At 69.6% G+C, this 22,766-nt stretch carries 22 protein-coding genes; 18 read left to right on the top strand and 4 right to left on the bottom strand.

All coding sequences use genetic code 11. The features are described 5' to 3' along the window. The first annotated feature begins 1 nt into the window (after nucleotide 1). Genes ACTWQO_RS11875 through ACTWQO_RS11850 form a run of 6 tightly spaced genes read left to right on the top strand, consistent with a single transcriptional unit; the run spans nucleotide 2 to nucleotide 4,871 of the window. Nucleotides 2-1,450, top strand: a complete 1,449-nt coding sequence (locus ACTWQO_RS11875; protein ID WP_443237207.1) for an NAD-dependent succinate-semialdehyde dehydrogenase — start codon at nucleotides 2-4, stop codon at nucleotides 1,448-1,450. Then, the gene (locus ACTWQO_RS11870) at nucleotides 1,447-2,217 is read left to right on the top strand and encodes a fumarylacetoacetate hydrolase family protein (RefSeq protein ID WP_443237206.1); all 771 of its coding nucleotides are present in this window, start codon (nucleotides 1,447-1,449) and stop codon (nucleotides 2,215-2,217) included. The genes ACTWQO_RS11875 and ACTWQO_RS11870 overlap by 4 nt, the downstream gene beginning before the upstream one ends. Continuing rightward, a complete protein-coding gene (locus ACTWQO_RS11865; RefSeq protein WP_443237205.1) occupies nucleotides 2,214-2,585 on the top strand; it encodes a VOC family protein in 372 nt (123 codons plus the stop codon). Before ACTWQO_RS11870 ends, ACTWQO_RS11865 begins: the two co-directional genes overlap by 4 nt. A 25-nt stretch (nucleotides 2,586-2,610) precedes the next feature. Beyond that, nucleotides 2,611-3,393, top strand: coding sequence for an alpha/beta fold hydrolase (locus tag ACTWQO_RS11860; RefSeq protein WP_443237204.1), 783 nt, complete (start codon nucleotides 2,611-2,613; stop codon nucleotides 3,391-3,393). Then, nucleotides 3,390-3,872 (top strand): GlcG/HbpS family heme-binding protein, encoded by a 483-nt coding sequence (locus ACTWQO_RS11855; protein WP_443237203.1) that lies wholly within the window; start codon nucleotides 3,390-3,392, stop codon nucleotides 3,870-3,872. The genes ACTWQO_RS11860 and ACTWQO_RS11855 overlap by 4 nt, the downstream gene beginning before the upstream one ends. A gap of 3 nt (nucleotides 3,873-3,875) precedes the next feature. Continuing rightward, entirely contained in the window at nucleotides 3,876-4,871 is a 996-nt protein-coding gene (locus ACTWQO_RS11850) for a methionine synthase II (cobalamin-independent)-like protein (RefSeq protein ID WP_443237202.1), read from the top strand. Between the two features lie 79 nt (nucleotides 4,872-4,950). On the opposite strand, the gene ACTWQO_RS11845 is transcribed toward ACTWQO_RS11850, so the two are convergent. After that, on the bottom strand, nucleotides 4,951-5,238 hold the full coding sequence (locus ACTWQO_RS11845) for a putative quinol monooxygenase (protein ID WP_443237201.1): 288 nt from the start codon (nucleotides 5,236-5,238) through the stop codon (nucleotides 4,951-4,953). A 180-nt stretch (nucleotides 5,239-5,418) separates the two neighbouring features. Between ACTWQO_RS11845 and ACTWQO_RS11840 the strand changes: the two genes are divergently transcribed. The 12 genes from ACTWQO_RS11840 (at nucleotide 5,419) to ACTWQO_RS11785 (ending at nucleotide 19,911) form a co-directional block, all read left to right on the top strand. Continuing rightward, nucleotides 5,419-6,879, top strand: coding sequence for an aldehyde dehydrogenase family protein (locus ACTWQO_RS11840; RefSeq protein ID WP_443237200.1), 1,461 nt, complete (start codon nucleotides 5,419-5,421; stop codon nucleotides 6,877-6,879). Beyond that, nucleotides 6,872-8,074, top strand: a complete 1,203-nt coding sequence (lhgO, locus tag ACTWQO_RS11835; RefSeq protein WP_443237199.1) for an L-2-hydroxyglutarate oxidase — start codon at nucleotides 6,872-6,874, stop codon at nucleotides 8,072-8,074. Before ACTWQO_RS11840 ends, lhgO begins: the two co-directional genes overlap by 8 nt. Before the next feature lie 128 nt (nucleotides 8,075-8,202). Then, on the top strand, nucleotides 8,203-9,063 hold the full coding sequence (locus ACTWQO_RS11830; protein WP_443237198.1) for an amidohydrolase family protein: 861 nt from the start codon (nucleotides 8,203-8,205) through the stop codon (nucleotides 9,061-9,063). A 1-nt stretch (nucleotide 9,064) separates the two neighbouring features. Further along, the gene (locus ACTWQO_RS11825; RefSeq protein ID WP_443237197.1) at nucleotides 9,065-10,765 is read left to right on the top strand and encodes a thiamine pyrophosphate-dependent enzyme; all 1,701 of its coding nucleotides are present in this window, start codon (nucleotides 9,065-9,067) and stop codon (nucleotides 10,763-10,765) included. 14 nt (nucleotides 10,766-10,779) lie between these two features. Then, the gene (locus tag ACTWQO_RS11820) at nucleotides 10,780-11,841 is read left to right on the top strand and encodes an Ldh family oxidoreductase (protein WP_443237196.1); all 1,062 of its coding nucleotides are present in this window, start codon (nucleotides 10,780-10,782) and stop codon (nucleotides 11,839-11,841) included. 387 nt (nucleotides 11,842-12,228) lie between these two features. Continuing rightward, nucleotides 12,229-13,128 (top strand): dihydropteroate synthase, encoded by a 900-nt coding sequence (gene folP, locus ACTWQO_RS11815; RefSeq protein WP_443237195.1) that lies wholly within the window; start codon nucleotides 12,229-12,231, stop codon nucleotides 13,126-13,128. Nucleotides 13,129-13,231: 103 nt separating this feature from the next. Next, nucleotides 13,232-14,575 carry an aminomethyl transferase family protein gene (locus ACTWQO_RS11810; RefSeq protein WP_443237194.1) on the top strand — a complete coding sequence of 448 codons (1,344 nt, stop codon included), beginning with the start codon at nucleotides 13,232-13,234 and terminating at the stop codon, nucleotides 14,573-14,575. Nucleotides 14,576-14,652: 77 nt separating this feature from the next. Then, nucleotides 14,653-15,459 carry a methylenetetrahydrofolate reductase gene (locus ACTWQO_RS11805; protein ID WP_443237326.1) on the top strand — a complete coding sequence of 269 codons (807 nt, stop codon included), beginning with the start codon at nucleotides 14,653-14,655 and terminating at the stop codon, nucleotides 15,457-15,459. Further along, entirely contained in the window at nucleotides 15,456-16,361 is a 906-nt protein-coding gene (purU, locus tag ACTWQO_RS11800; protein WP_443237193.1) for a formyltetrahydrofolate deformylase, read from the top strand. Before ACTWQO_RS11805 ends, purU begins: the two co-directional genes overlap by 4 nt. A 112-nt stretch (nucleotides 16,362-16,473) precedes the next feature. Continuing rightward, the gene (locus ACTWQO_RS11795; RefSeq protein ID WP_443237192.1) at nucleotides 16,474-17,337 is read left to right on the top strand and encodes a bifunctional 5,10-methylenetetrahydrofolate dehydrogenase/5,10-methenyltetrahydrofolate cyclohydrolase; all 864 of its coding nucleotides are present in this window, start codon (nucleotides 16,474-16,476) and stop codon (nucleotides 17,335-17,337) included. A gap of 28 nt (nucleotides 17,338-17,365) precedes the next feature. After that, nucleotides 17,366-18,394, top strand: coding sequence for a chorismate-binding protein (locus tag ACTWQO_RS11790; protein WP_443237325.1), 1,029 nt, complete (start codon nucleotides 17,366-17,368; stop codon nucleotides 18,392-18,394). Nucleotides 18,395-18,984: 590 nt separating this feature from the next. After that, the gene (locus tag ACTWQO_RS11785) at nucleotides 18,985-19,911 is read left to right on the top strand and encodes a LacI family DNA-binding transcriptional regulator (protein ID WP_443237191.1); all 927 of its coding nucleotides are present in this window, start codon (nucleotides 18,985-18,987) and stop codon (nucleotides 19,909-19,911) included. An 859-nt stretch (nucleotides 19,912-20,770) separates the two neighbouring features. Here ACTWQO_RS11785 and ACTWQO_RS11780 read toward each other — a convergent pair. The 3 genes from ACTWQO_RS11780 to ACTWQO_RS11770 form a co-directional block, all read right to left on the bottom strand. Next, complete coding sequence (locus ACTWQO_RS11780) at nucleotides 20,771-21,082, bottom strand: hypothetical protein (RefSeq protein ID WP_443237190.1); 312 nt, start codon at nucleotides 21,080-21,082, stop codon at nucleotides 20,771-20,773. A 130-nt stretch (nucleotides 21,083-21,212) separates the two neighbouring features. Beyond that, complete coding sequence (locus ACTWQO_RS11775) at nucleotides 21,213-22,022, bottom strand: hypothetical protein (protein WP_443237189.1); 810 nt, start codon at nucleotides 22,020-22,022, stop codon at nucleotides 21,213-21,215. Further along, complete coding sequence (locus tag ACTWQO_RS11770; protein WP_443237188.1) at nucleotides 22,019-22,732, bottom strand: ParA family protein; 714 nt, start codon at nucleotides 22,730-22,732, stop codon at nucleotides 22,019-22,021. Before ACTWQO_RS11770 ends, ACTWQO_RS11775 begins: the two co-directional genes overlap by 4 nt. Nucleotides 22,733-22,766: the final 34 nt, after the last annotated feature.

Raw genomic sequence — 22,766 nt, 5'->3', positions numbered from 1 at the left:
CATGACCACCGACCACGGCTATCCGACCGTCCGCATGTACATAGCGGGCGAGTGGTGCCAGGGCGGCACCGAACGCACCGCCCCGATCGTCGACCCGGCCACTGAGCAGACGATCGGCGAGGTCCCGCTCGCCACGACCGCCGATCTCGACCGCGCCCTGGAAGCTGCCGAACAGGGCTTCCGTATTTGGCGCAACACCTCCGTCGCCCAGCGCACCAAGATCCTGCACACCGCCGCCGACCTGCTCACCGAGCGCGCGGCCGACGTGGGCCGGGTCATGACGTTGGAGCAGGGTAAGCCGCTGGCGGAGGCCACCGGCGAGGCCCGCCGGGTCGCCGACACCCTGCGCTGGCACATCGAGGACGCCCGGCGCGCGTACGGCCGTATCATTCCTTCCGCTCCCGGCACCGTACTGTCCGTGCGCCGTGAACCGGTCGGCCCCGTCGCCGCGTTCGTGCCGTGGAACTTCCCGGCCGGCGGTCCCATGCGGAAGATCTCCTCCGCCCTTTCGGCGGGCTGCTCGATGGTCATCAAGGCCTCCGAAGAGACCCCGGCGACGGCCGCCGCCCTGGTCGCCTGCTTCGTGGACGCGGGTCTGCCGGCCGGTGTCCTCAACCTCGTCTTCGGTGAGCCGGCGGAGGTTTCCGCCCATCTCATCGCCTCCCCGGTCGTCCGCCTGGTCGCCTTCACGGGCTCGGTCCCCGTCGGCAAGCTCCTGGCGGCAGAGGCGGGCAAGGTCATGAAGCCGACCCTGATGGAACTGGGCGGCCACGCCCCGGTGATCGTGTGCGCGGACGCCGACTCCGCGATGGCCGCCCGCCGCGCCGCGCAGGCGAAGTTCGTCAACGCCGGTCAGGTGTGCACCTCGCCCAGCCGCTTCCTGGTCCACGAGAGCCTGGTCGAGAACTTCACCGCCGAGTTCGTGAAGGCCGCCGAGGCCGTGACCGTCGGCGACGGACTTTCCGAGGGCACGAAGATGGGGCCGCTGGCCAACGAGCGCCGGCTGCAGGCCATGGTCCGCCTGACCGAGGACGCCGTCGGTAAGGGCGCCAAGGTCCTCACCGGCGGCGAACGCCTGGACCGGCCCGGGTACTTCTTCGCGCCGACCGTCCTGACCGACGTACCGGCGAACGCGGACCTGCTGCACGAGGAGCCCTTCGGGCCGATCGCGCCGATCGTGCCGTTCAGCGACCTCGACGAGGCACTGCGGATCGCGAACGAGCTGCCGTACGGCCTCGCCGCCTACGGCTTCACCCGGTCCGCCGCCACCGCCGAACGGCTCTCGGACGAACTGGAGGCCGGGATCCTCTCCCTCAACCACTGCGGCGGCTCGGTCCACGAGGCACCCTCCGGCGGGGTGAAGGAGAGCGGTTACGGGCGCGAAGGCGGGCCCGAGGCCCTGGACTCCTACCTGATCACCAAGCGCGTCTCCCACCTGCTGGTGCCATGAGGTACGCGCGCATCTCCGTCGAGGGCCGGGCGGTGTGGGGCCGGGTCGGGGAGTCGGACATCGAGCTGCTGTCCGACTCCCCGATCGGGGACGAGCCCGACGTCATCGGCGCGGTTCCGCGCGCGAGTGCCGTATGGCTACCGCCCGTCGTCCCGCCCGTCTTCTACGCCGTCGGCATGAACTACCCACGCCACATCGCGCACGCCGGCGTGGAGACCCCCACCCGCCCCGAGGTCGGCTACCGCGCCAACAACGCGCTCACCGGCCACCGTTCGCCGATCATCAAGCCGGTCGAGGTCGAGGGCCGCTTCGAGGCCGAGCCGGAACTCGTCGCCGTCATCGGCCGTACGCTGCGCCACGCCACGTACGAGGAGGCGCGCGAGGCGGTCTTCGGCTGGACCATCGGCAACGACGTCAGCGCCCGCACCTGGCAGCACAGCGACCGCACCTTCTGGCGCAGCAAGAACAGCGACACGTTCAAGCCGATGGGGCCCTGGATCGAGACCGACGTCGAGGCCCTTGCCCAGAAGACCACGTTGCGGGTCAACGGGGAGACACGGGCGCGGTTCGCCACCGGCGACATGGTGTTCGACCCCTTCGACTACCTGGCCGAGATGACCAGGCACCTCACCGTGCGCCCCGGCGACGTGCTGTGGATGGGCGCCGAGGCCACCTGTCAGATCGAGCCTGGAGACACCGTGGACGTCGAGATCAGCGGCATCGGCGTGCTCTCCAACCCCGTACACCTCGAAGGGACTCAGCCATGAGCAAGGCACCCCGCTACATCCACCATGTCAACTTCCCCACCACCGACCCCGACCGCACCGCCGAGTGGTACACCAGGGTCTTCGGGATGAAGCGGATCATGCCCAAGTCCAACACCCGTGTGGTGCTGATGACCCGGGGCAACTTCGACCTGCACTTCACCCCGGTGGAGGAGATGGAGCGCATGGCGCCCTATCACTTCGCCGTCGAGGTCGACGACTGGGACGAGTTCCTGGAGCACCTGGGGGAGCTGGGCATCCGGCACACCCGGCCGATCGAACGCCCCGAGAACCAGTCGAAGTTCTGCTACATCCACGACCCCGACCACACCATGATCGAGCTCGTCTACCACGGCCGCCGCCCCAACTAAGCCTGCACCTACGGGAGTTCACCCCATGCCTATCGCCGACTCCGACGGCACCTCCATCTACTACGAGCGCCACGGCAGCGGCCCGGCGATCCTGTTCGTGCACGGCAGCGGCGGCCACCACGCCGCCTGGTGGCAGCAAGTCGCGGCGCTGCGCGACGAGTTCACGGTCCTCACGATCGACCTGCGCGGCTTCGGCAAGTCCGATTCATCCATGCCTGAGTTCGACGGCCAGGACTTCCCCGGCGACGTCGCCGCGGTCCTCGACGCCGAGGACCTCACCGACGCCATGCTGGTGGGCCAGTCCATCGGCTCCGTCGCCGCCCTGCGCGCCGGCCTGATGCGCCCCGAACGCGTCTCCTGCGTCGTCCTCGGCCACTCCCTCGGCGGCATCAGCCACCCCGAGCTGAAGGAACTGGCCGCCGCCGACCGTGCCGAAGCCGTCAAGCTGCCTGTCATCGACCGCCTGCTCACCAAGCAGTTCCAGCAGGAGCGTGCCGATCTCACCTTCCTGTTCCAGCAGATGGGCACATTCAACGTCGCCAAGATGCAGGACCTGCGCAACCTCGACACCAACGGCCCCTTGCTGGAGGAGATCCAGGCCTCAGGCATCACGGTCGCCTTCCTCGTCGGCGAGCAGGACGCGGTGCTCAGCGTGAAGACCGTGACCCGCGCCCACGAACTGCTGCCCGGCTCCCACCTGGAGATCGTCCCGGGCGCCCCGCACTCCATGTACTGGGAGACACCGCAGCCCTACAACGCGGCGATCGCCCGCCTGCGCCGCACCCTGACCGCAAAGGAAGCAGTATGAGCAGCCTCACCTTGGACGCCGCCGAGGAGATCATCGACGCCGCCCACAAGCGCGCCCAGGTGATCGGCAAGGCGGTGAGCGTCGCGGTGGTGGACGCCGGCGGCTTCCCGATCGCCATCCGCCGCCCCGACGGCGCCCGCCCCCTCACCCCGGACATCGCCCGCGCCAAGGCCTACACCGCGGCGATCATGCAGCGGCCGGGCACGATGCTGAAGAAGTGGCAGGAGAGCCAGCCCGTCTTCTTCTCCCAGCTCTCCCAGCTCCCCGGCGCCGCCCTGCCCATCATGGCCACCGAGGGCAGCCTCACCATCAAGAAGGACGGCGAGATCATCGGCGGCCTCGGCATCGCCGGCGGCACCGCCGACGAGGATCAGCAGATCGCCGAGGAGGTCCTCCAATCCCTCGGATACGAGCTGGAGTTCGCCGCCTGGGGAGTCACGGGCAAGCCGGCTTCGTCCTCGTCCGGAAAGGATGCGTGAGTCATGGCGGATACCTTCAACTACCGCATCGACCACCACGGCAGCCTGGTCCGCCCCACCGACCTCGCCACGACCGGAGTGGCGCAGGCGGTCAAGGACACCGTGGCCTACCAGCGCAAGCTCCGCTCCACCGTCGTCACCGACGGCGACTTCCCCCGCGAGGACTTCCGTAGCGCGGTACTTGACGGTGTGTCAGGTCTCCGTCGCACCGACGCGACGGATTCCGAGGGTCTGGCGCGCTGGGTCGCCGAGTCGCTGCCCAAGGCCACCGGACCACTGCTGGCGGACTGGACGGCACAGCTCGCCGAGCTGACGGTCATCGCGCCGAAGGCCTCGCTGCCCTCCCCGGCCTACCTCGCCGCCACCACGTACCAGCCCGGCCTCGGCGTCTCCTCAGCCCGCGAACTGGGTGAGACCCTGGCGGAGATCATCCAGGCGGAGATCGACCTGCTGATATCCAGGGGCGTACGCCTGATCCAGCTCAACAACCCGCTCCTGCTTGGCCAGTTGGTCACGGACCCGGCCGACCCGGGCACCCTGTCCTTCGAGGACGCGCTGGCGGTCGACGCACTGGCCCTAGGACGGGACGACCGCCCCGAAGGCGTCCGCATCGGCATGGCCCCCGGCTGGACCGCTCCGGTCGCGGTGGACCGGGCCCGCGCCGAGAAGCTGTACGGCGGGATTCCGGCCGACCGCTGGATCCTCCCTTTCGACCAGGGCACCGCGGCCGAACTCGACCTTGTCCGGGCGCTGCCGGACGACCGCGACTTCTGCCTGGGCGTCGTGGACGCGACCACACCGGACCTGGAGGACATCGACACGGTGCTGGAACGCGTCGACGTGGTCGGCGAGTTCAAGGACCTCGAGGACGGCGCCGTGTCACCCTCGCGCGGATTCGCGGACGTGGCGAGCCGGCCGCTGGTGAGCGCCGAGGACCAGGGCAAGAAGCTCGTGCTGATCGAGACGATCGCCCGGTACATCTGGGGCAACGAGTTCTGAGACACCGCGAGGGGCGCGGGCAACTGTGCGACCAGCCACAGAAACCCCGCGCCCCAGGCGGACACAAACCCAGCGGACGTTACAGGGCCTCGGCGAAGGTCACCGACCGCTCCACGAGCAGCGGCCACACCGTCTCCACGATCAGCTCCTTGAAGTGCCCGGCACCCTTGTGGGCCTCGAAGCCGGCCCGGTCCGCATACCGCTCGTACAGCAGGAATCCACCGGGCTCGCCCTCGACGACGTGCACCTCGTAGACCTCGTTGGCGGGCTCGGCACGGGTGGCCTCCCGTACCTTCAGCAACGTCGCCCGCACCGTCTCCTCGTCGGCGGGTGCGCAGCGGTAGTGGGCGACGACCGTGTATGCCATCTCTCTCCTCCTCAGGACTGGTCCGGCCCGCCGATTCCAGCACGGATCATGCCGCCGTCCACCCGCGCACAGCGCAAGCATTGCCTGCCCCCACGGGGCTGGTGCCACTGCCCCCACGTGGTGTTTTGTCGCATCCGGCCCGCACGATCCGCTCCGCGGACGACAAAGGAAGTGATCTCGATGCGCACCCTCGAAACCCTCTTGGGCGGCGAGTGGGTGGCGACCGGCGACTGGATCGACGTCCAGGACCCCAGCGACGTCCGCACCCCGATAGCCCGTGTCCCCGCCCTCGCGGCCAAGGACGTCACCCGGGCCTACGACCACGCCGAGCGCGGTTTCGCCGTCTGGAAGCGCACCAGCCCCTTCGAGCGGGCCCGGATCTTCACCGACGCGGCCCGGCTGATCCGCGAGCGGGTCGACGCGATCGCCGCAGACGTCACCGCCGAGAACGGCAAGACCCTGGCCGAGGCGACCGGCGAGACCCTCAAGGCCGCCGACTTCCTCGACTACTACGCGGGCCTGGCCCGCCAGGGCTACGGCACCCTCCTGCACGACGTACGCCCGAACCACCGTACGCACACCCAGCGCGAGCCCATCGGCGTGATCCTGGTGATCAGCCCGTGGAACGACCCGCTGATCACCCCGGCCCGCAAGCTCGCCCCACTGCTCGCCGCCGGCAACGCGGCGGTGTTCAAGCCGGCCGGCGAGACACCGCTCGCGGGTCTGCACTTCGCCCGCGCCCTGCACGACGCGGGACTGCCGGCGGGCGTGCTGAACATGGTCACCGGCCGTACCGCCGAGATCGAGGAGGCCCTGCTCGACGACCCGCGGATCGTCGCCATCACCTTCACCGGCTCCAATGCCGTGGGTGCCCGCATCCGCCGCCGCCTCGCCGACCGCAACGTCCGCTTCCAGGGCGAACTCGGCGGCAAGAACGCCTCCGTGGTGCTGCGCGACGCCGAGCTGCCGGCCGCCGCGAAGGCCGTGGTGGCGGCCGCCTTCGGACAGGCGGGCCAGCGCTGCACCGCGACCAGCCGGGTGATCGTCGAGCGGCCGGTGTACGAGGAGTTCACCGGGCTGCTGGTCGCCGAGGTGGAGGCGCTGAAGGTCGGCCCGGGCAGTGACCCGGCGACCACCCTGTGCCCGCTGTCCAGTCCGAAGCAGCGGGACTCGGTGCTCGCCGACCTGAAGAAGGCCGTCGAACAGGGCGCCACGGTCCTGACCGGCGGCCGGGCGGACACCGAGGGCGAGCGCGAGCACGGCTGCTACGTCCAGCCGACGGTCCTCGCCGACGTCACCCCCGAGACGGACATCTGGCGCGAGGAGGTCTTCGGCCCGGTTCTCGCCGTCCGCGCGGTCGACGACTTCGCCGCCGCCGTCGAGGCCGTCAATGACTCCGACTTCGGCCTGGCGGCAGCGGTCTTCACCCGCGACCTGGGCAGCGCCTACCGCTTCGCCGACGAGGCCGAGTGCGGGCAGGTCGCCGTCAACACGACCACCACCGGCTGGGACGTCCACCTGCCCTTCGGCGGATTCCACGACTCCGGGACCGCCTACAAGGAGCAGGGGGACGAGGTCCTGCGCTTCTCCACCCGCGTCAAGACCGTCGCCGTCCACTTCGGGGAGCCGACCCGTGGCTGACGAGACGATCGGCATCGTCGGCGCCGGCATCGTGGGCCTGGCCACCGGCCGGGAGATCGCCCTGCGCCGCCCCGGTACCCGGGTCGTTGTGCTGGAGAAGGAGCACGAGGTAGCCGTCCACCAGACTGGCCACAACTCGGGTGTCGTGCACGCCGGGATCTACTACGCGCCGGGCAGTCTGAAGGCCGACCTGTGCGTGCGGGGCGTGGCGGTGCTGCGCGAGTACTGCCAGGAGCGAGGGGTGCCGTACGAGGAGATCGGCAAGCTCGTCATGGCCGTACGCCCCGACGAGCTGGGCAGGATGGAGAACCTCTACGAGCGGGCCCGCAACAACCACGTGCCCGACCTCAGGAAGGTCTCCAAGGAGGAGATCCGCGAGCTGGAGCCGCACGCCGGCGGCATCGCGGCCCTGCATTCCCCTCGCACCGCGATCACCGACTACCCCGCGATCGCCCGGGAGTTCGCCAAGGACATCGAGGACTCCGGCGGCGAGGTCAGGCTCGGTTTCCCGGTCACCTCCGTCACCGACGTCCCGAACGGCATCGAGGTCGCCTCAGGGCAGCAGCGCGTGCGCGTGGACCGACTGATCCTGTGTGCGGGCCTCCAGTCGGATTCGGTGGCCCGGCTCGCCCAGGACAAGGCCGAACCGCGGATCATCCCGTTCCGCGGCGAGTACATGCTCCTCAAGCCGGACCGCGCCCATCTCGTACGAGGCCTGCTGTACCCGGTGCCCGATCCGCGCTACCCCTTCCTCGGCGTGCACTTCACCCCACGCGTCGACGGCTCCGTCGAGGTCGGCCCCAACGCCGTCCTGGCGCTGGCCCGGGAGGGCTACCGGCTCACCAAGGTCTCACCGCGCGACCTGCTGGGCCTCGCCGCCTACCCGGGCGCCTGGAAGATGGCTGCCCAGCACTGGCGTACAGGCATCAAGGAGTACCGCGGCTCGCTGTCCAAGGCGGCCTTCATGAAGGACGCCAAGCTGTACGTCCCCGAAGTGGGCGTCGACGACGTCATACGCGGCGGCGCGGGCGTCCGCGCCCAGGCACTGGATCGCGACGGCACGCTCGTGGACGACTTCCGCATCCACCGGGCCGGCCGGGTCACCGCCGTCCGCAACGCCCCCTCTCCGGCCGCTACGGCCTCCATGGCGATCGCCCAGCACATCGTCGACGCCGCCTTCGGCGACGCCCGATGAAAACGCCCTGCGTACGGGCGCCTGCGCGCAACAACTGCTTGCGCGCCAGGGGACTCCGCAAGGGCTCAGGGCCCACCTAGCGTTCCCTTCACAGCATCCCCATCCCTTTCCGTGAAAAGAGCTGAGACATGTTCGTCGTCGACACCCAGATCCACATCTGGAAGGAAGAGACCCCGGACCGCCCCTGGGTCCCCGGCGCCCGCGAGCGCATCCGCCTCAACGGCCACCGCGAGGACCCCTTCTCGTACGAGGAGGCCCTGGAGCTGATGGACGAGGCCGGCGTCAACCGGGCGCTGATCCTGCCGCCGTCCTGGGAGGGCGACCGTATCGACTACGCCCTGGAGGCGTGCGAGGCGCACCCGGACCGCTTCGGCATCATGGCCCGCATCCCGCAGAACAAGCCCGAAGAGGGCACGGCCATGCTGAAGGACTTCGCGCAGAACCCGCACGTCAAGGGCACGCGCCTGACCTTCCACCGGCCGATCGACCGCAACTGGATGATCGACGGCACCAACGACTGGTACTGGCCCCTCGCCGAGGAGCTCGGCATCCCGACGATGGTCCACGCGCCCATCTGGAAGCGGGAGCTGGGTGAGATCGCCGCCAAGCACCCCGAGCTGAAGATCATCATCGACCACATGGGCATCATGGCCCGCTGCGTCGACGACGCCATCGGGTACTGGGTGCAGGAGACCGCCGACCTGCACGTCCACCCGAACATCTACGTCAAGGTGTCGGCCCTCCCCGGCTACTCGACGCAGCCCTTCCCGAACAACAACATCCAGAAGTACGTGCGCGAGATGGTCGACAGGATGGGCCCGCACCGCTGCTTCTACGGCACCGACATCACTCGTCTCCTGGGCCACGGCATCACCTACACCGACACCATCGAGCAGTTCACCAAGCACTGGGACTTCACCCCCGAAGAGCTCGAATGGATCATGGGCCGGGGTATCTCGGAGGTCCTGAACTGGCCGATCGAGGGCTGAGATGACCCACACCGAGCACCTGGACGGCGGGGACGCCCTCGTCTCCGCCTTCAACGCCGTTGGCGCCGACTACCTCTTCTGCTCCTCGGGGTCCGAGTGGGCCCCGGTGTGGGAGTCGCTGGCTCGCCGTCACCGCGACGGCGAACCCGCCCCGCGGTACCTGGACCTGACCCACGAGACCGTCGCGGTCGGCATGGCCACCGGCTACGGCCTCGTCCGGCGCCGCCCGCAGGGCGTGCTGCTGCACGCGGCCCCCGGCCTGTTGCAGGGCTCGATGGCCGTGCACGGCGCGCTGCTCGCCGGCGTGCCGATGGTGGTCTCCTCCTCGGAGTCCACCACGTACGGCGACGGCCCGGGCCAGGACCCGGGCGGCCAGTGGTACCGCAACCTGTCCATCGTGGGCGGCCCGCACGGGGTGGCGGAGCCCTTCACCAAGTGGTCCACCGAGGCGGCGAGTGTCCACACGCTGCCGACGATGATCACGCGTGCCGCCGAGCTGTCCTGGCGGGCCCCGGCCGGCCCCGCGTACCTGAACATCCCCCTGGAGATCTTCCTGGAGGAGTGGGACGGCCGCGAGGCCAAGCCGATCGTGGCACCGGGGTCCACGCACAGCTCGCCCGAAGAGGTCGACGCCGTCGCGCAGATGATCCGCGAGGCGGCCAACCCGGTCATCGTCACCGAGACGGCGGGCCGTGAGGCGGGCGGATTCGAGGCGCTGGCCGCCTTCGCCGAGGCCTGGCACATCCCGGTCGTCGAGCCCGACTCGGCGGTGTGCGGCAACTTCCCGCGCACGCACCCGCTGCACGCGGGCGGCGACATCGGCCCGTGGATGGACGAGGCGGACCTGATCCTGCTCGTCAACTGCCGCGCCCCCTTCTACCCGCCGTCGCGCCGCCCCTCCAAGGCGAAGATCGTGGTGATCGACGAGGTGCCGCAACGCCCGCACGTGGTGTACCAAGTGTTGTTCGCCGATCGGTACCTGGAGGGCAACGTCGCCAACACGCTGCGCCAGCTGGCCAAGCGGGCGAAGGATGTGGACGAGGCGGTGGTGACCGCCCGCCGTGCGGCGCAGGAGGAGCGGCACGCCGCCGAGCAGGCCGCCATCGCCGCCGCCGAGAGCAAGGCGGCGAAGGCGCAGGGCGTCGATCCGGTCCTGGTCGCAGCGACCCTGCGCAGGCTGCTGGAGGGCGGCGACGCCATCGTGGTCGACGAGACGATCACCCACAGCCGCGTCGTCAAACGGCACCTGCGGACAGCGGCGCCCGACTCGTACTTCTACGTGCAGGGCGGTCTCGGGCAGGGCATCGCGGTCGCCCTGGGCGTCAAACTCGCTGCGCCACAACGCCCGGTGGTGCTGACGATCGGTGACGGCGCGTTCACGTACAACCCGATCGTCCCGTCGTACGACGCGTCGAAGGCGTACGAACTCCCGCTGCTGGTCGTGGTGTTCAACAATCGCGTCTACAAGTCGATGAACCTCAACCACCGCCGCTTCTATCCCGACGGCGCGGCCGCCGAGACGGGGGAGTGGCTCGGCACCGACCTGCACCGCTTGCCCCGACTCGCCCAGTTTGCCGAGCCGTTCGGCATGCACACCGAGACCGTCGACACCCCGGACGCGCTGGCGCCCGCGCTGGAGCGCGCCCTCAAGGCCGTGACCGAGGGCACCACCGCCGTCGTCGACGTCCTCGTCACCCGTTGACCCAGGAGACATCCATGTCCACCACCCCCTCGAAGGTCCTCGTCCCCGCGGACGACTTGCGCACCTTCTCCGCCGCCCTCCTGGAGAAGGCCGGTCTGAGCGCCGAGCACGCGCACACCACCGCCGACGTCTTCATCTGGGCCGCACAGCGCGGCGTCGACTCCCACGGCATCGCCCGCATCCCCGCCTACCTGGAGCTGCTGGCCAAGGGTGTGGCCAACGCACAGGCCCAGCTCAAGGTCGAGTCGACGACCCCGGCCGTCGCCGTCCTCGACGCCGACCGCGCCCCCGGCCCGGTCGCCCTGAGCGCGGCGGCCGAGGAAGCCATACGGCGAGCCCGGGAGACCGGCATCTCCTCCGTGGGCGTGCGGCGCACCGTGCACACCGGAGCCATCGGCTACTACGTATCGAAGATCGCCGAGCACGGAATGGTCGGCATCGGCTTCGTGGCCGGCATGCCCAACATGGCCTACACCGGCGTCAAGGGCGCCGCCGTGGCCACCAGCCCGCTGGCCATCGCCGTACCGGCCCGCGAGCACGCGCCACTGCTCCTCGACATGGCCACCGCCACCGTCGCCCTCGGCAGGATCCGCCAGGCCAGGGCGAGCGGCACCCCGCTGCCGGAGGGCGCGGCCGCGACCGAGGACGGCACCCCGACCACGGACCCGGAGAAGGCCGTCATGCCGCTCCCGCTGGGCGGCGCCAAGGGGTCGGGCATGTCGCTGGCCTTCGAGCTGCTGACCAGCGTGCTGGTCGGCGCACCGATCTTCGCCGCGTTCCACTCGGACGACCCGGCCGGCCGCAAACACCGCCAGAACGCTCTGCTCATCGCGTTGGACCCGGCGGCCTTCGGCAGCGCGGACGCCTTCACCGCGGATGTGGACACCACCCTGAGCGCGCTCAAGGACCTGCCGGTGGCCGACGGCGCCGGCGGGGTGTACTACCCCGGCGAGCGCAGTGCTGCTGTGGCCGCGGGCCGAGGCAAGAACGGCATCCCCGTAGCGCCGAAGGTATGGCGAGAGCTGACCGAACAGGGCCAGAAGCTGGGCGTAGCGCTGCCAGAAGTAGTCGTGTAGCGCGCCGAAATGGACGGGCGGCTGTGTCGATGTGCGGTTCCGCCGCCCGGGCGCTGCAGCCACGTACACCCGCACTGGCCGACGGTGGGCCGTCCCGAGTCTTGAGGCGTTCCCGAACCGCTCGTGCTGTGGGCGGGCGCCGTCAGCGCCCGCCATCGCCCTCACCCGCAGTGAGACGCGCGTGACGCATGCCATTGGCCGCAGCCCCCGATCTGAGGCCGCTTTCCGTTCTGTCCGCCGAATCGTCGGGTGTCCCGTCGCCGACCTACGGTCTGGTCACCCTCAATGGCTAGAACGATTAAGTAGATTCCTGTAACATGGCGTCTACCTAATCGATTTAGTAATCGTTTCTCGCGACGGGACGCGGGATCGAGGAGGTGGCCGCCGATGTCGACCCTGCAAAGTGTCGCCGCGCTTGACGAGCCGGCGTCGCCGGCGGAACTGGAGGGGCTCCCCGCTCCCGGCCGCTGCCTGATCATGGGGATCCTCAATGTCACGCCCGACTCCTTCTCCGACGGCGGCCTTTATGCCGACACGCGCCGCGCGGTCGACCGTGGGCTGGAACTCGCCGCGCAAGGAGCCGACATCGTGGACGTGGGCGGCGAGTCCACCCGGCCGGGGGCGGACCCGGTGGCGTTGGAGGAGGAGTTGGCCCGTACCGTCCCCGTGGTGCGTGAGCTCGCCCGAGCCGGTGTGTGCACGAGCGTCGACACCGTGCACGCGCCCGTTGCCCGGGCCGCCGTCGAGGCGGGGGTGCGCATGGTGAACGACGTCAGTGGCGGGCTGGCCGATCCGGCCATGGCCCAGACGATCGCCGTTTCCGGCGTGCTCTACGTGGCCACGCACTGGCGTGCGCCGAGCCGAGAGATGGACCGTCACGCACACTATGACGATGTCGTCACCGAGGTCACGGCCGAACTCACCTGCAGAATCCGGCAGTTGACGGAACAGGGTGTCGACCCGGCTCGCATCGTCCTCGATCCGGGGCTCGGTTTCGCCAAGCGGTCGGAGCACGACTGGACGCTCCTGACCGGCCTCGGGGCTCTGCGGCAGCTGGGACACCCCCTGCTCGTGGGTGCCTCCAGGAAGCGTTTCATCGGTACGGCTCTCGCGGACGGTGGTGCCGGTGAGGTGCCGCCCGGAGGGAGGGACGCGGCGACGGCCGCCGTTTCCGCGCTCGCCGCCCTGGACGGCGCGTTCTGTGTGCGCGTCCACGACGTCCGGGCCAGCCTCGACGCTGTGCGCATGGCGTCCGCGTACCGAGCCCACCGCAGTCAGCAGCTGTAGAAGGTCTGCAAATCGCCACCCCCCGCGGGCGAGAGCTCTGCCGACAGCGACATTGCTAGATCGATTTAGTAGCGCAGTAAGCCAACCATCAGAAGGAGCCGCAATGGCAACCCCCTCCCTCCAGAACGGCATCGACAAGGCCGGATCGCCGATCAATCTGCTGTGGCAGCCGAGCGCCGAGCCGTGGACGCCTGAGATCGTCGAGCGCGAGTACGCCGGTTGGCGTCGGGAACAGGCCGCCTGGCACGAGGGCGTGGCCCTCCTCAACCTCTCGCACCACATGTACGACATGTGGATCGAAGGGCCGGATGCCACAAGGGTGTTGGCCGACCACGGCGTGAACAACTTCGAGAAGTTCGCGATAGGGCAGGCCAAGCAGTACGTGCCGGTCACCCGCCACGGCCACATCGTCACCGACGGGATCCTCGCCCGCCAGGGCGAGAACACGTACCTGCTCAGCGGCATCCCGGCCGCGCAGCACTGGGTGCAGTACCACGCGGAGAAGGGCGGCTACGACGTCGCGTTCGAGACCGACGCCTCCTCCGCGTTCCGACCCGGCGGCGGTGACCCGAAGCTCTTCCGCTACCAGATCCAGGGCCCGCTCGCGGTAGAGCTGATCGAGCGGGTCTTCGGCGGGCCGCTGCCGGAGACGAAGTTCTTCCACTCCACCGCGGTCACCCTCGACGGCCGCTCCTTCCGCGCCCTGCGCCACGGCATGGCGGGACAGGCCGGCTACGAGTTCATCGGCCACTGGGAGCATGCCGCCTACGTGCACGAGGCGTTCCTCAAGGCGGGCGAGCCGCTCGGCCTCGTCCAGGTCGGAGCCCTCGCCTACGCCACGCCGAGCGTGGAGAGCGGCTGGATCCCCTCGCCGGTACCCGCCATCTACACCGACGTCGACCTGCTGGAATACCGCAAGTACCTGCCTCTGTTCGGCATCGAGGGCAAGCGTCCCCTCAACGGCAGCTATTTCTCGGAGGACATCGAGGACTACTACGTCTCCCCGTACGAGCTCGGCTACGGCAAGGTGATCCACTTCGGCCACGACTTCGTGGGCCGCGACGCCCTGTTGAAGGCCAAGGAAGGGCCGCTGCGTACCAAGGTGACCCTCGTCCTCGACCCGGACGACGTGCGCACCGTGGTCGGAAAGGGCGAGGACCCCGGCTTCGTTCTCAGCTACGCCCGGCACCGGGTGGAAAGCGGCTCCGGCCTGGTCGGCGTCACCATGCAGAGCGCGTCGGTCGACCCCGTGGGCACCGTGCTCGCGCAGACCCTGATCGACCCCGCGTATGCCGCACGGGGCACCGAGGTCACGGTCGTCTGGGGCGAGCACCCCGGTTCCGGTACCGACGCCGAGGCCGACCTCGGCTTCCCGCGCATCCGGGCCACCGTGCAGCCTTCGCCGTTCAACGAGCATGCGCGCACCCTCTATCGGCGCGATCGCTGAGACGAAAGGGAAAGCGTCTCGTGAGCACAGCACAGACAGCGGTCGCCACCTCGCTGCTGGAGGACTTCTCCCTGGAGATGACCGGGAAGGACGTTCCCAAGCTGGAGGGGGCCCGCGACAGCATCCCGCAGGGCACGCGCATCAACGTCACCTTCCTCGGCAACGAGGACCTGCGGATGCGCCTGGACGCGGCCCGGAACGTCAAACGGCTCGGCTTCGTCCCCGTACCGCACATATCCGCCCGCCGACTCGGCTCCCGGGCCGACTTCGAGCAGTTCCTCGCGGGCCTGCAGGCCGACGGCACGTCCGACAACGTGTTCCTCGTCGGTGGCGACCCGGCCCACCCCGAGGGCCCGTACGCCGACTCCCTCTCTCTGATCGACACCGGGCTGCTGCAGGAGTACGGCGTACGGCACGTCGGCATCGCCGGATACCCGGAAGGCCATCCCGCGATCGACGGCCCGACGCTGTGGTCCGCGCTGGACAGCAAGCACACGGCGCTCGCCGCTCAGCCCCTGGTGGGCAGTGTCATCACCCAGTTCGGCTTCGACGTCGCCGCGGTCCTTGCCTGGGTGGAAGAGGTACGGCGCCGCGGCATCGCCCTCCCGATCCGCATCGGCGTGCCCGGACCTGCCGGGGTGCGCCGGCTCATGTCGTACGCGGCCCGTTTCGGGGTCGGCACCAGCGCCTCCGTCGTCAAGAAGTACGGCTTCTCGCTGACCAATCTCATGGGAACGGCGGGTCCGGACCGCTTCCTGCGCGATCTCGCCGTGGCCTACGACCCCGCCCGGCACGGCGACTTGAAGATCCACTTCTATACGTTCGGCGGGCTCAAGGCCACCTCCGAGTGGGCCGCCCGCTTCCGGAAGGAAAGCCTGGCATGACCCTCACGCAAGATGCCCCGGTCCGCACCGCGAAGGACAAGTCCCCTGCCCAGCAGGCCTCGTTGATCGTGCAGGGCGCCGACGCCACGGGCATCGTGGCGGCCGTCGCCTCGGTGCTCAGCGACCACGGAGCCAACATCGTCTCCCTCGACCAGTACTCCGACAACCCGCAGGGCGGCGCCTTCTTCCAGCGCACCGTCTTCGGACTCGACGGTCTCCAGGCCGCGTTGCCGACCCTGCGGGCCGACCTCGACAGGCGCCTGGTGGAGGGGCTGGGGCTGAGCTACACGCTGCGGGACATGTCGGTGCCCAAGCGGGTCGCGGTCTTCGCCTCCAAGTCCGACCACTGCCTGCTGGACCTGCTGTGGCGCCACCGGCAGGGCCAACTGCCCGTCATGGTCGCCATGGTGATCTCCAATCACCCCGACGTGGCCGAGGAGGTCCGGAGCTTCGGCATCCCCTTCTTCCATGTCCCCTGCCAGGGCACGGACAAGTCGGCGGCGGAGGCGGAACACCTGCGGCTGCTGAAAGCCAATGTCGACTTCGTCGTCCTGGCCCGCTACATGCAGATCCTCTCCGGCGACTTCATCCGGGAGGTCGGCGTCCCGATCATCAACATCCACCACTCCTTCCTGCCCGCCTTCATCGGCGCCGGCCCTTACGCCAAGGCCAAGAGCCGCGGGGTGAAGCTGGTGGGCGCCACCGCGCACTACGTCACCGAGGACCTCGACGAGGGCCCGATCATCGAGCAGGACGTCGTCCGCGTCACCCACGCCCACACCGCCGCCGACCTCGCCCGCCGGGGCGCCGACGTGGAGCGCGCGGTGCTCTCCCGCGCGGTGCTCTGGCACGCCGAAGACCGGGTCATCCGCGACGGCAACCACACCATCGTCTTCGCCTGACGGCAACCGCCCGGTGCGGGGAGAGGGGTCCTGTCGTGCGCCACACCGCACGCAGGCCCCCCGCCCCCGCCCGGTCCGATCGTCGCTCACCACAAGAAAGCGGTTCGCCACCATGACAACCACCATCGACGGCACCAGGATCGCCCAGCGGATCCGGTCGCAGGTCGCCGAGGAGGTCGCCGCAGCTGCGAGGTCGGGACCGGTCCCTGGACTGGCCACCGTCCTTGTCGGCGACGACCCGGCCAGCGCCGTGTACGTCACCGCCAAACGACGCGCGATCAGGGAAGCCGGAATGCGCGACGTCCACCGCCATCTGCCCGGGCACGCGACCCACGACGACGTGGCCGCCGTACTCGACGAACTGGCCGCCACCCCCGAGGTCTCCGGGATCCTCCTCCAACTCCCGCTGCCCCGGCACCTGGACGCGGCCCCCCTGATCGACCGCATCCCCGTCACCAAGGACGTAGACGGCCTCACCACCGCCAGCCTCGGCCGCCTCGCCCGCGGCGAACGGGGACTACGCCCCTGCACCCCCAGCGGCGTCATCGAACTCCTCGACGCCGAGGGCATTTCCCTCAAGGGCGCGAAGGTCGCCGTGGTCGGCTGGGGCGAGCTCGTCGGCAAGCCCCTGACCAACCTGTTGCTGCGACGCGGGGCGACGGTGTCGGTGGCCCACGAACACACCACCGACCTCACCGCGGTCACCCGGCCCGCCGACATCGTCGTGGTCGCCACCGGCGTACGCGGTCTCGTCGGCCCCGAACACATCAGGCCGGGGGCCGTCGTCATTGACGTCGGCATCCACCGCACCCCCTCCGGCCTGACAGGCGACGTTCGCTCGCGCGAGCTCGACGGCATCGCCGGACGCATCACCCCCGTCCCCGGCGGGGTGGGCCCGATGACCATCGCGATGCTGCTGGTCAACACCCTGCGGGCGGCCGAATGGGGTGCCGAGCTTGAGGCCGTCGCGGCCTGACCAGCCGTCCGCGGCAAGGAAGTTCGGACTGGACCAGGCGCCTTCCCTGGCGCTGCTCGGCGGACGTCTCGCCACCGGCCTCGCGGATGTCACCAGCGACCCGTCGGCCCTGGACTCCGAGGGCTTCTGGGCGGTGGTGGCCGACTTCGAGGGCCGACTGACGTGTGCCCGCTTCCGCGACGTACGACGGATCGAACACCGTCACATCCCCACGGCACCTTGGCGCGGACCGCGTGCCGATGCCTGGTCCACCTCGCTCGACCGCCGCGCCTACATGGACGGAGTGACCCGCATCCGTGAGCACATCGCAGCCGGTGAGATCTACCAGGCCAATCTGTGCCGGGTGCTGACCGCCCCGGTCGCGCCGGACGCCGATGTCATGGCGCTGGCCGGGCCGCTGGCCCGGCACAACCCGGCTCCGTACGCGGGAGTCGTCCGTCTACCTCGGCACGGGGTGGAGGTGGTGACCGCCTCGCCCGAGCTCTTCCTGCGGCGGGACGGGCGGGTCGTCGCGTCCGGACCGATCAAGGGAACCGGGCGCACGGAGGCCGACCTGCTGGAGAAGGACCACGCCGAGAACGTGATGATCGTCGATCTGGTCCGCAATGACCTCGGCCGCGTCTGTGTTCCCGGTTCCGTGACGGTCCCCGACCTGTGTGCGGTGGAGAAGCATCCGGGGCTCGTCCACCTCGTGTCGACGGTGCGGGGTAGCCTCGCCGACGGCGCCGGCTGGCCCGAGCTGCTGGCGGCGACGTTCCCGCCCGGGTCGGTCACCGGGGCGCCCAAGGAGAGCGCCCTGCGGATCATCGAGGCACTGGAGGCATCGCCCCGCGGGCCGTACTGCGGCGGCATCGGCTGGGTCGACGCCGACCGCGGCCAAGGCGAACTGGCCGTCGGCATCCGCACGTTCATTGTCGACCGAGCCGGAGGACTCCTGAAGTTCGGTACCGGAGCAGGCATCACCTGGGGCTCGGACCCCGAACAAGAATGGCGGGAAACCGAACTGAAGGCGCGTCGGCTGCTCGCCGTCGCGAGCGGAGGTCCGGCATGGCAGTAGAAGAAACTGCGCTCGGCCGACACGGCGCAGCACGCGAGAGAAAGACGGCTCAGTGAGTGCCGCGAAGCCCAGCCCTGGCACTGGACCGACCCGGTCCGCTCGGTGCCCGAGGCGTGGCGGGTAGCCGTCAGACTGCAACTGAGCACACTCGCGTGGGTATCCGAGTGGCGCTCGTCAGTGAGATGGGCCTGCTGCTGAGCCCGTTGGTCGCACGACTGACCCACGGGTCCCGGCCTACGTGATGATCGCCTGCCGACTGATGGTCGCAGCCACGGCAATGCAATTCCCGACTAGCTCGACGCACCCGCTCCACTCGCCTCCTTGCCGTGGCGGCTGGTGCTGCTCGGGACCGGACCGGCGTTTCCGTCCCGCCCCAGCTCGCCGGCATGACTTCGAACGGGCAGCAACGCCTTCCGCCAGCTCCGCGCGCAGGGACCAGCTCTGCTGGGCGCGAGCCCTGCCCTGCGCAGTGGATCGATCTAGTCGCGTAGAGTAGCCCTCAGCGCTTAATCGTTCTAGAGCTTGACGCCGCTTGGTGCCACTGCTCGTGGGCGGGTGGGCGTAGTCCGACGAAGAGGGAGTGTGCCGGCATGGGCCGTTCAGGCCGGGTGACGTTGAACGACGTGGCCAAGGCGTCTGGCGTGTCGCGGGCGACGGTGAGCTTCGTCTTGAACGATGACCCACGGCAGACGATCTCCGAGGCGACCCGGCGGCGGGTCCTGGAAGCTGCCCGCGACCTGGGGTACGTCGTGCACGGGATCGCCCGCGCGCTGCGCGAGGGAGCTTCGCGCATCGTCGTGCTCCACGTCGACCACGGCATGGAGGGCAACTTCTCCCGCAGCTACGTCCGGGGCCTGGACGAGGAACTGGCCGAACACGACCACGTCCTCCTCGTCCGCCACGGGCACGAGGCGCCCGAGGCCACGCAGAAGATCCTCGACGCCATCGCTCCGCGGGCCGTGCTCCGGCTCGGCGAGGTCTACATGCAAGGGCACGAGCCCATCGAGGAGGACTGGGAAAACGGGTTCGCCGCCAACGCCGCCCTGCAGATCGGCTACCTCGCAGAACGGGGCCACACTCTGATCGCGATGGCGATGCCCGACCACGACTTCCCGCTGACCGAGGCCCGCCTCGGCTTCTCCCAGGAGGCCGCCCGGCGCCTCGGGCTCCCGCCCCTCGAGCGTTTCGTCGTACCGCGGCCCCGGGAGTCCGGCGCCGCCGCCGTCGAGGCGTTCCTGGCGGAGCACCCGGATGTGAGCGCCGTCGCCGCCTTCGACGACGACATTGCGCTGCGCACCCTGACTGCCCTGCGCGACCTCGGGCGGCGCGTCCCTGAGGACGTCGCCGTGATCGGCTTTGACGAGACCGAGTACGGCTCCCTGTCGACGCCCGCGCTCACCACCGTCCACATCGACGCCGAGATCCTAGGACGGATCGCTGCCCGGACCGCCCTCGGCCTTGACCCGCAAGGACTGGCACCGGTGCACGGCCGCATCGTGGTCCGCGCCTCCGTGTGACCGGGTTATGTAGTAGCCACCGAGCGGCATGCCGTCGTTTCGGCGTACTCAAGGTGCCGACCCCTGCCGGAAGTCTCCTACCCGGAGCTGATGGGGCTGTCTTGTCAGTCGAGCGTCAGTGGAAGTCATCGCCGCCGTGTCATCGCCGCCGTGCGGATCGTCTGTTCGGCGCTACTTAATTGATCTAGTTATTCCTTTGTGACGGACGAGCGAAGCGATCATGGGCAGACACTGCGATCTGTTCTCCGCCTGAGTCCCCGGGGCTGCGGGAGGGGTACTGCCTCCAGCCATTGCTGTAGCTGCAGATGCCGAAACTGGTACCCGTCACCCCGGGGTCTCTTGCGTGATCGAGATCTGTCCGGATTCATCCGGTGAGGCCGAGGACGGTGCAAGGGCCTCAGCAGCCGCGGGCCGTGCGGCGTAGGGCGGCGGCCATGTTGACGTGGCCGTCCTGGCGCTGCACGCCGATGGCGAGGTTGCGCAGGCCGGCCATGACGCGGGAGAGGCGGCCGACGTGGATCTTGGAGTCGTCCTCGCGGAAGGTGTGGTCGCGGACGTGGTGCAGGAGGTTTTTCGATCTTCCAGTGTCCCCTGATCCAGGCGGCGAGCTGGGTGCCGGTCGCTGCGCCGGGCGGCGGACTGGTGATCAGGTAGACGCGCTCGATGGTGAGCTTGCCGCTGGTGAAGTCCTTCCTCCAGCGCACGACTTGGAGGGCCTGGCGAGCGTCGGGGTACTTGAGGTGGGCAAAGGCGGCCGTCTTCGGCCGCCGGAAGTCGTGGGTTCGACCCGCTTGCGGAGCAGTGCGAAGCCGGCGCGTCCGAACATCTGGCGCTGAGCATCTTGATCCTGTTGACGTGCTCACGACGTCTCCGCCTTGGGTAGTCTCTGGGTGGGCGGGTATCCCTTTGCCCGCAAGAAGATGTCCAGAGCGAGTGCGACGATGTCGCCGTGCGCGATGTCGGAGTCGGCGTTGTAGCGGCGGATGCGCCGTTGGAGCTGGAGCACGTCGGGGACCGCATAGTTGAGTTGCCCGCGGCTGGTATGGCGACCGCTGACGATCTCCCACGTGTCTGGATGTGGGGTGAACGGGTCTTCGTGGCAGCTGGATTGCGTTTCGAGCGCGTCAGCCAGGTCTCGCAACTGACGGGCGTGGTGGGAGAGATCGGGCATGGTTCCTCCGGCCGTGGGTCCACTATTCGACTAGTGAGCCGCCTATTGGCCTAGTGGGCTATTGGAATAGTCGAGCGACGGGTGGCCGTGAACGAGCTGAGCGTTCGCGACCACCCTGGGGACGTGCGTGTTAGAAGCCGCGGGTGGTGAGCCATTCGTCCAGTGCGACCGCGACGATGTCGCCGATGGGCAGGTGGTCGAGTTCGTTGTCCAGAGCGAAGCGCTTGATTCGCTTCTTCAGCTTCAGCGCCGCGGGGACCGACGAGTCGAGGCTCTCGCGCGTGATGATGCGTTGGTTAAGTACGACAGCGGTCTCGGGGATGTCCTTGGGGCGGCCGGGTCCCTGGCCCCACGGGGTTCCCTCACGGGGTGTTGCCCCCGGCCGGGTGCTCTGCTCCTGGTGAGATCCCGGAACATCGGTCCTCACAGGGAAGGCCGTACCGCCCGGGACCGGAGTCACGGCCGGCCGCACGGCAACATCAGCGGTCGGGGAGACTGCCTGGGCTGGACCGGCCTGCGGAACCTGCTCGATCGGTTGCGTGGACTGAGCCGCAGGTGCCGGGGGCTCAGCAGTGTGGGCCACGACCTGCTCCGGTCCCTGCGGCGAATGCCCAGAGGGAACCGGCTGCACCGCGGCATGTACCTCGGCGGGGTGAGCCTGCTGGGCGACCGGGGCCTGGGTCTGCGGCACCTCGGAGAGCATTCCGGTCGGGTTGCCCTGCGCTGCAGTGTCCACGGGGGCCGTGGAAGGGTGCTGGGCCTTGGACTCGTCGATCGCGGGGCGGCCTTCGTCCCGTGCGGCGGTCTGTTCGGCGGCGAACTGCTCGGGCGTGAGTTCGGCGGCAGGGGGAGGGGGTGGGGTCGTCTTCTTGGCCCCGCCCAGGGCGCGACCGCTGGTGCGGCGGGCCGGAGGCTTCGGCCTTTCGTTTTTCTCGCTCATGCGGTGAGTTCCTTCATCAGGTTGGTGTACTCGCTCAGTTCGGTGGGGATCTCGCCGAAGGCCTCCATGTAGTGCACCCAGGAGTGGATGGTGGTCTCGGCGAGCGGGAACGGCTCGTCGCGGTCCGGGCCGATGCCCTCGCCCTTCTCGGGCTCCAGCAGCTGCTCCTTGGCCCGGCTGGGCAGGCTGGTGCGGTCGTCGGCCTTGACCATCACGACGTGGGCGGTGACGCCGTGCTCGTTGCGTGCTGCGGCGCGTTCGGCCTCGTCGAACGTGGCCACGAGCTTGCGGCGCTCGATCTTGGTGGGGGCGACCGGCACGAGCAGGAGGTTCGCCTCGGTGACAGCCTCGTGGAAGATGCGTGCACTGCCGCCGCCGGCGTCGACCACGATCGCGCCGAACTCGGCGCGCTTGGTGTGGATGTATTCGGCGATGTCGTCGAACGGGTATCGCTCGATGACCAGGTTTGCGGGGATGTCGAAGCCGGCTGCTTGGGCGACCTTGAACCAGTCGTAGGCGGACTGGCTGGTGGCGTCGGCGTCCAGCAGCAGCGTCGGCAGGTCGAGGACGACGGCGTAGTAGAGGGCGATGAACCAGGCGGAGGTGGTCTTGCCGGTGCCGCCCTTGAGCATGCCGACGACGATCACGAACGCGTCCCAGACGTGTTCGGTGGCGGTGGCCAGGGTCTTGAGTCGGGTGTTCTCGTTCACGTGTGCTTGATCTCCTGAAAAGGGGAAGGGGTGT

Source organism: Streptomyces sp. 4N124 (assembly GCF_052245395.1).
Lineage (GTDB): Bacteria > Actinomycetota > Actinomycetes > Streptomycetales > Streptomycetaceae > Streptomyces.
The sequence above is the reverse complement of the archived record's forward strand: the minus strand, read 5'-3'. Positions and strand labels throughout refer to the sequence as shown.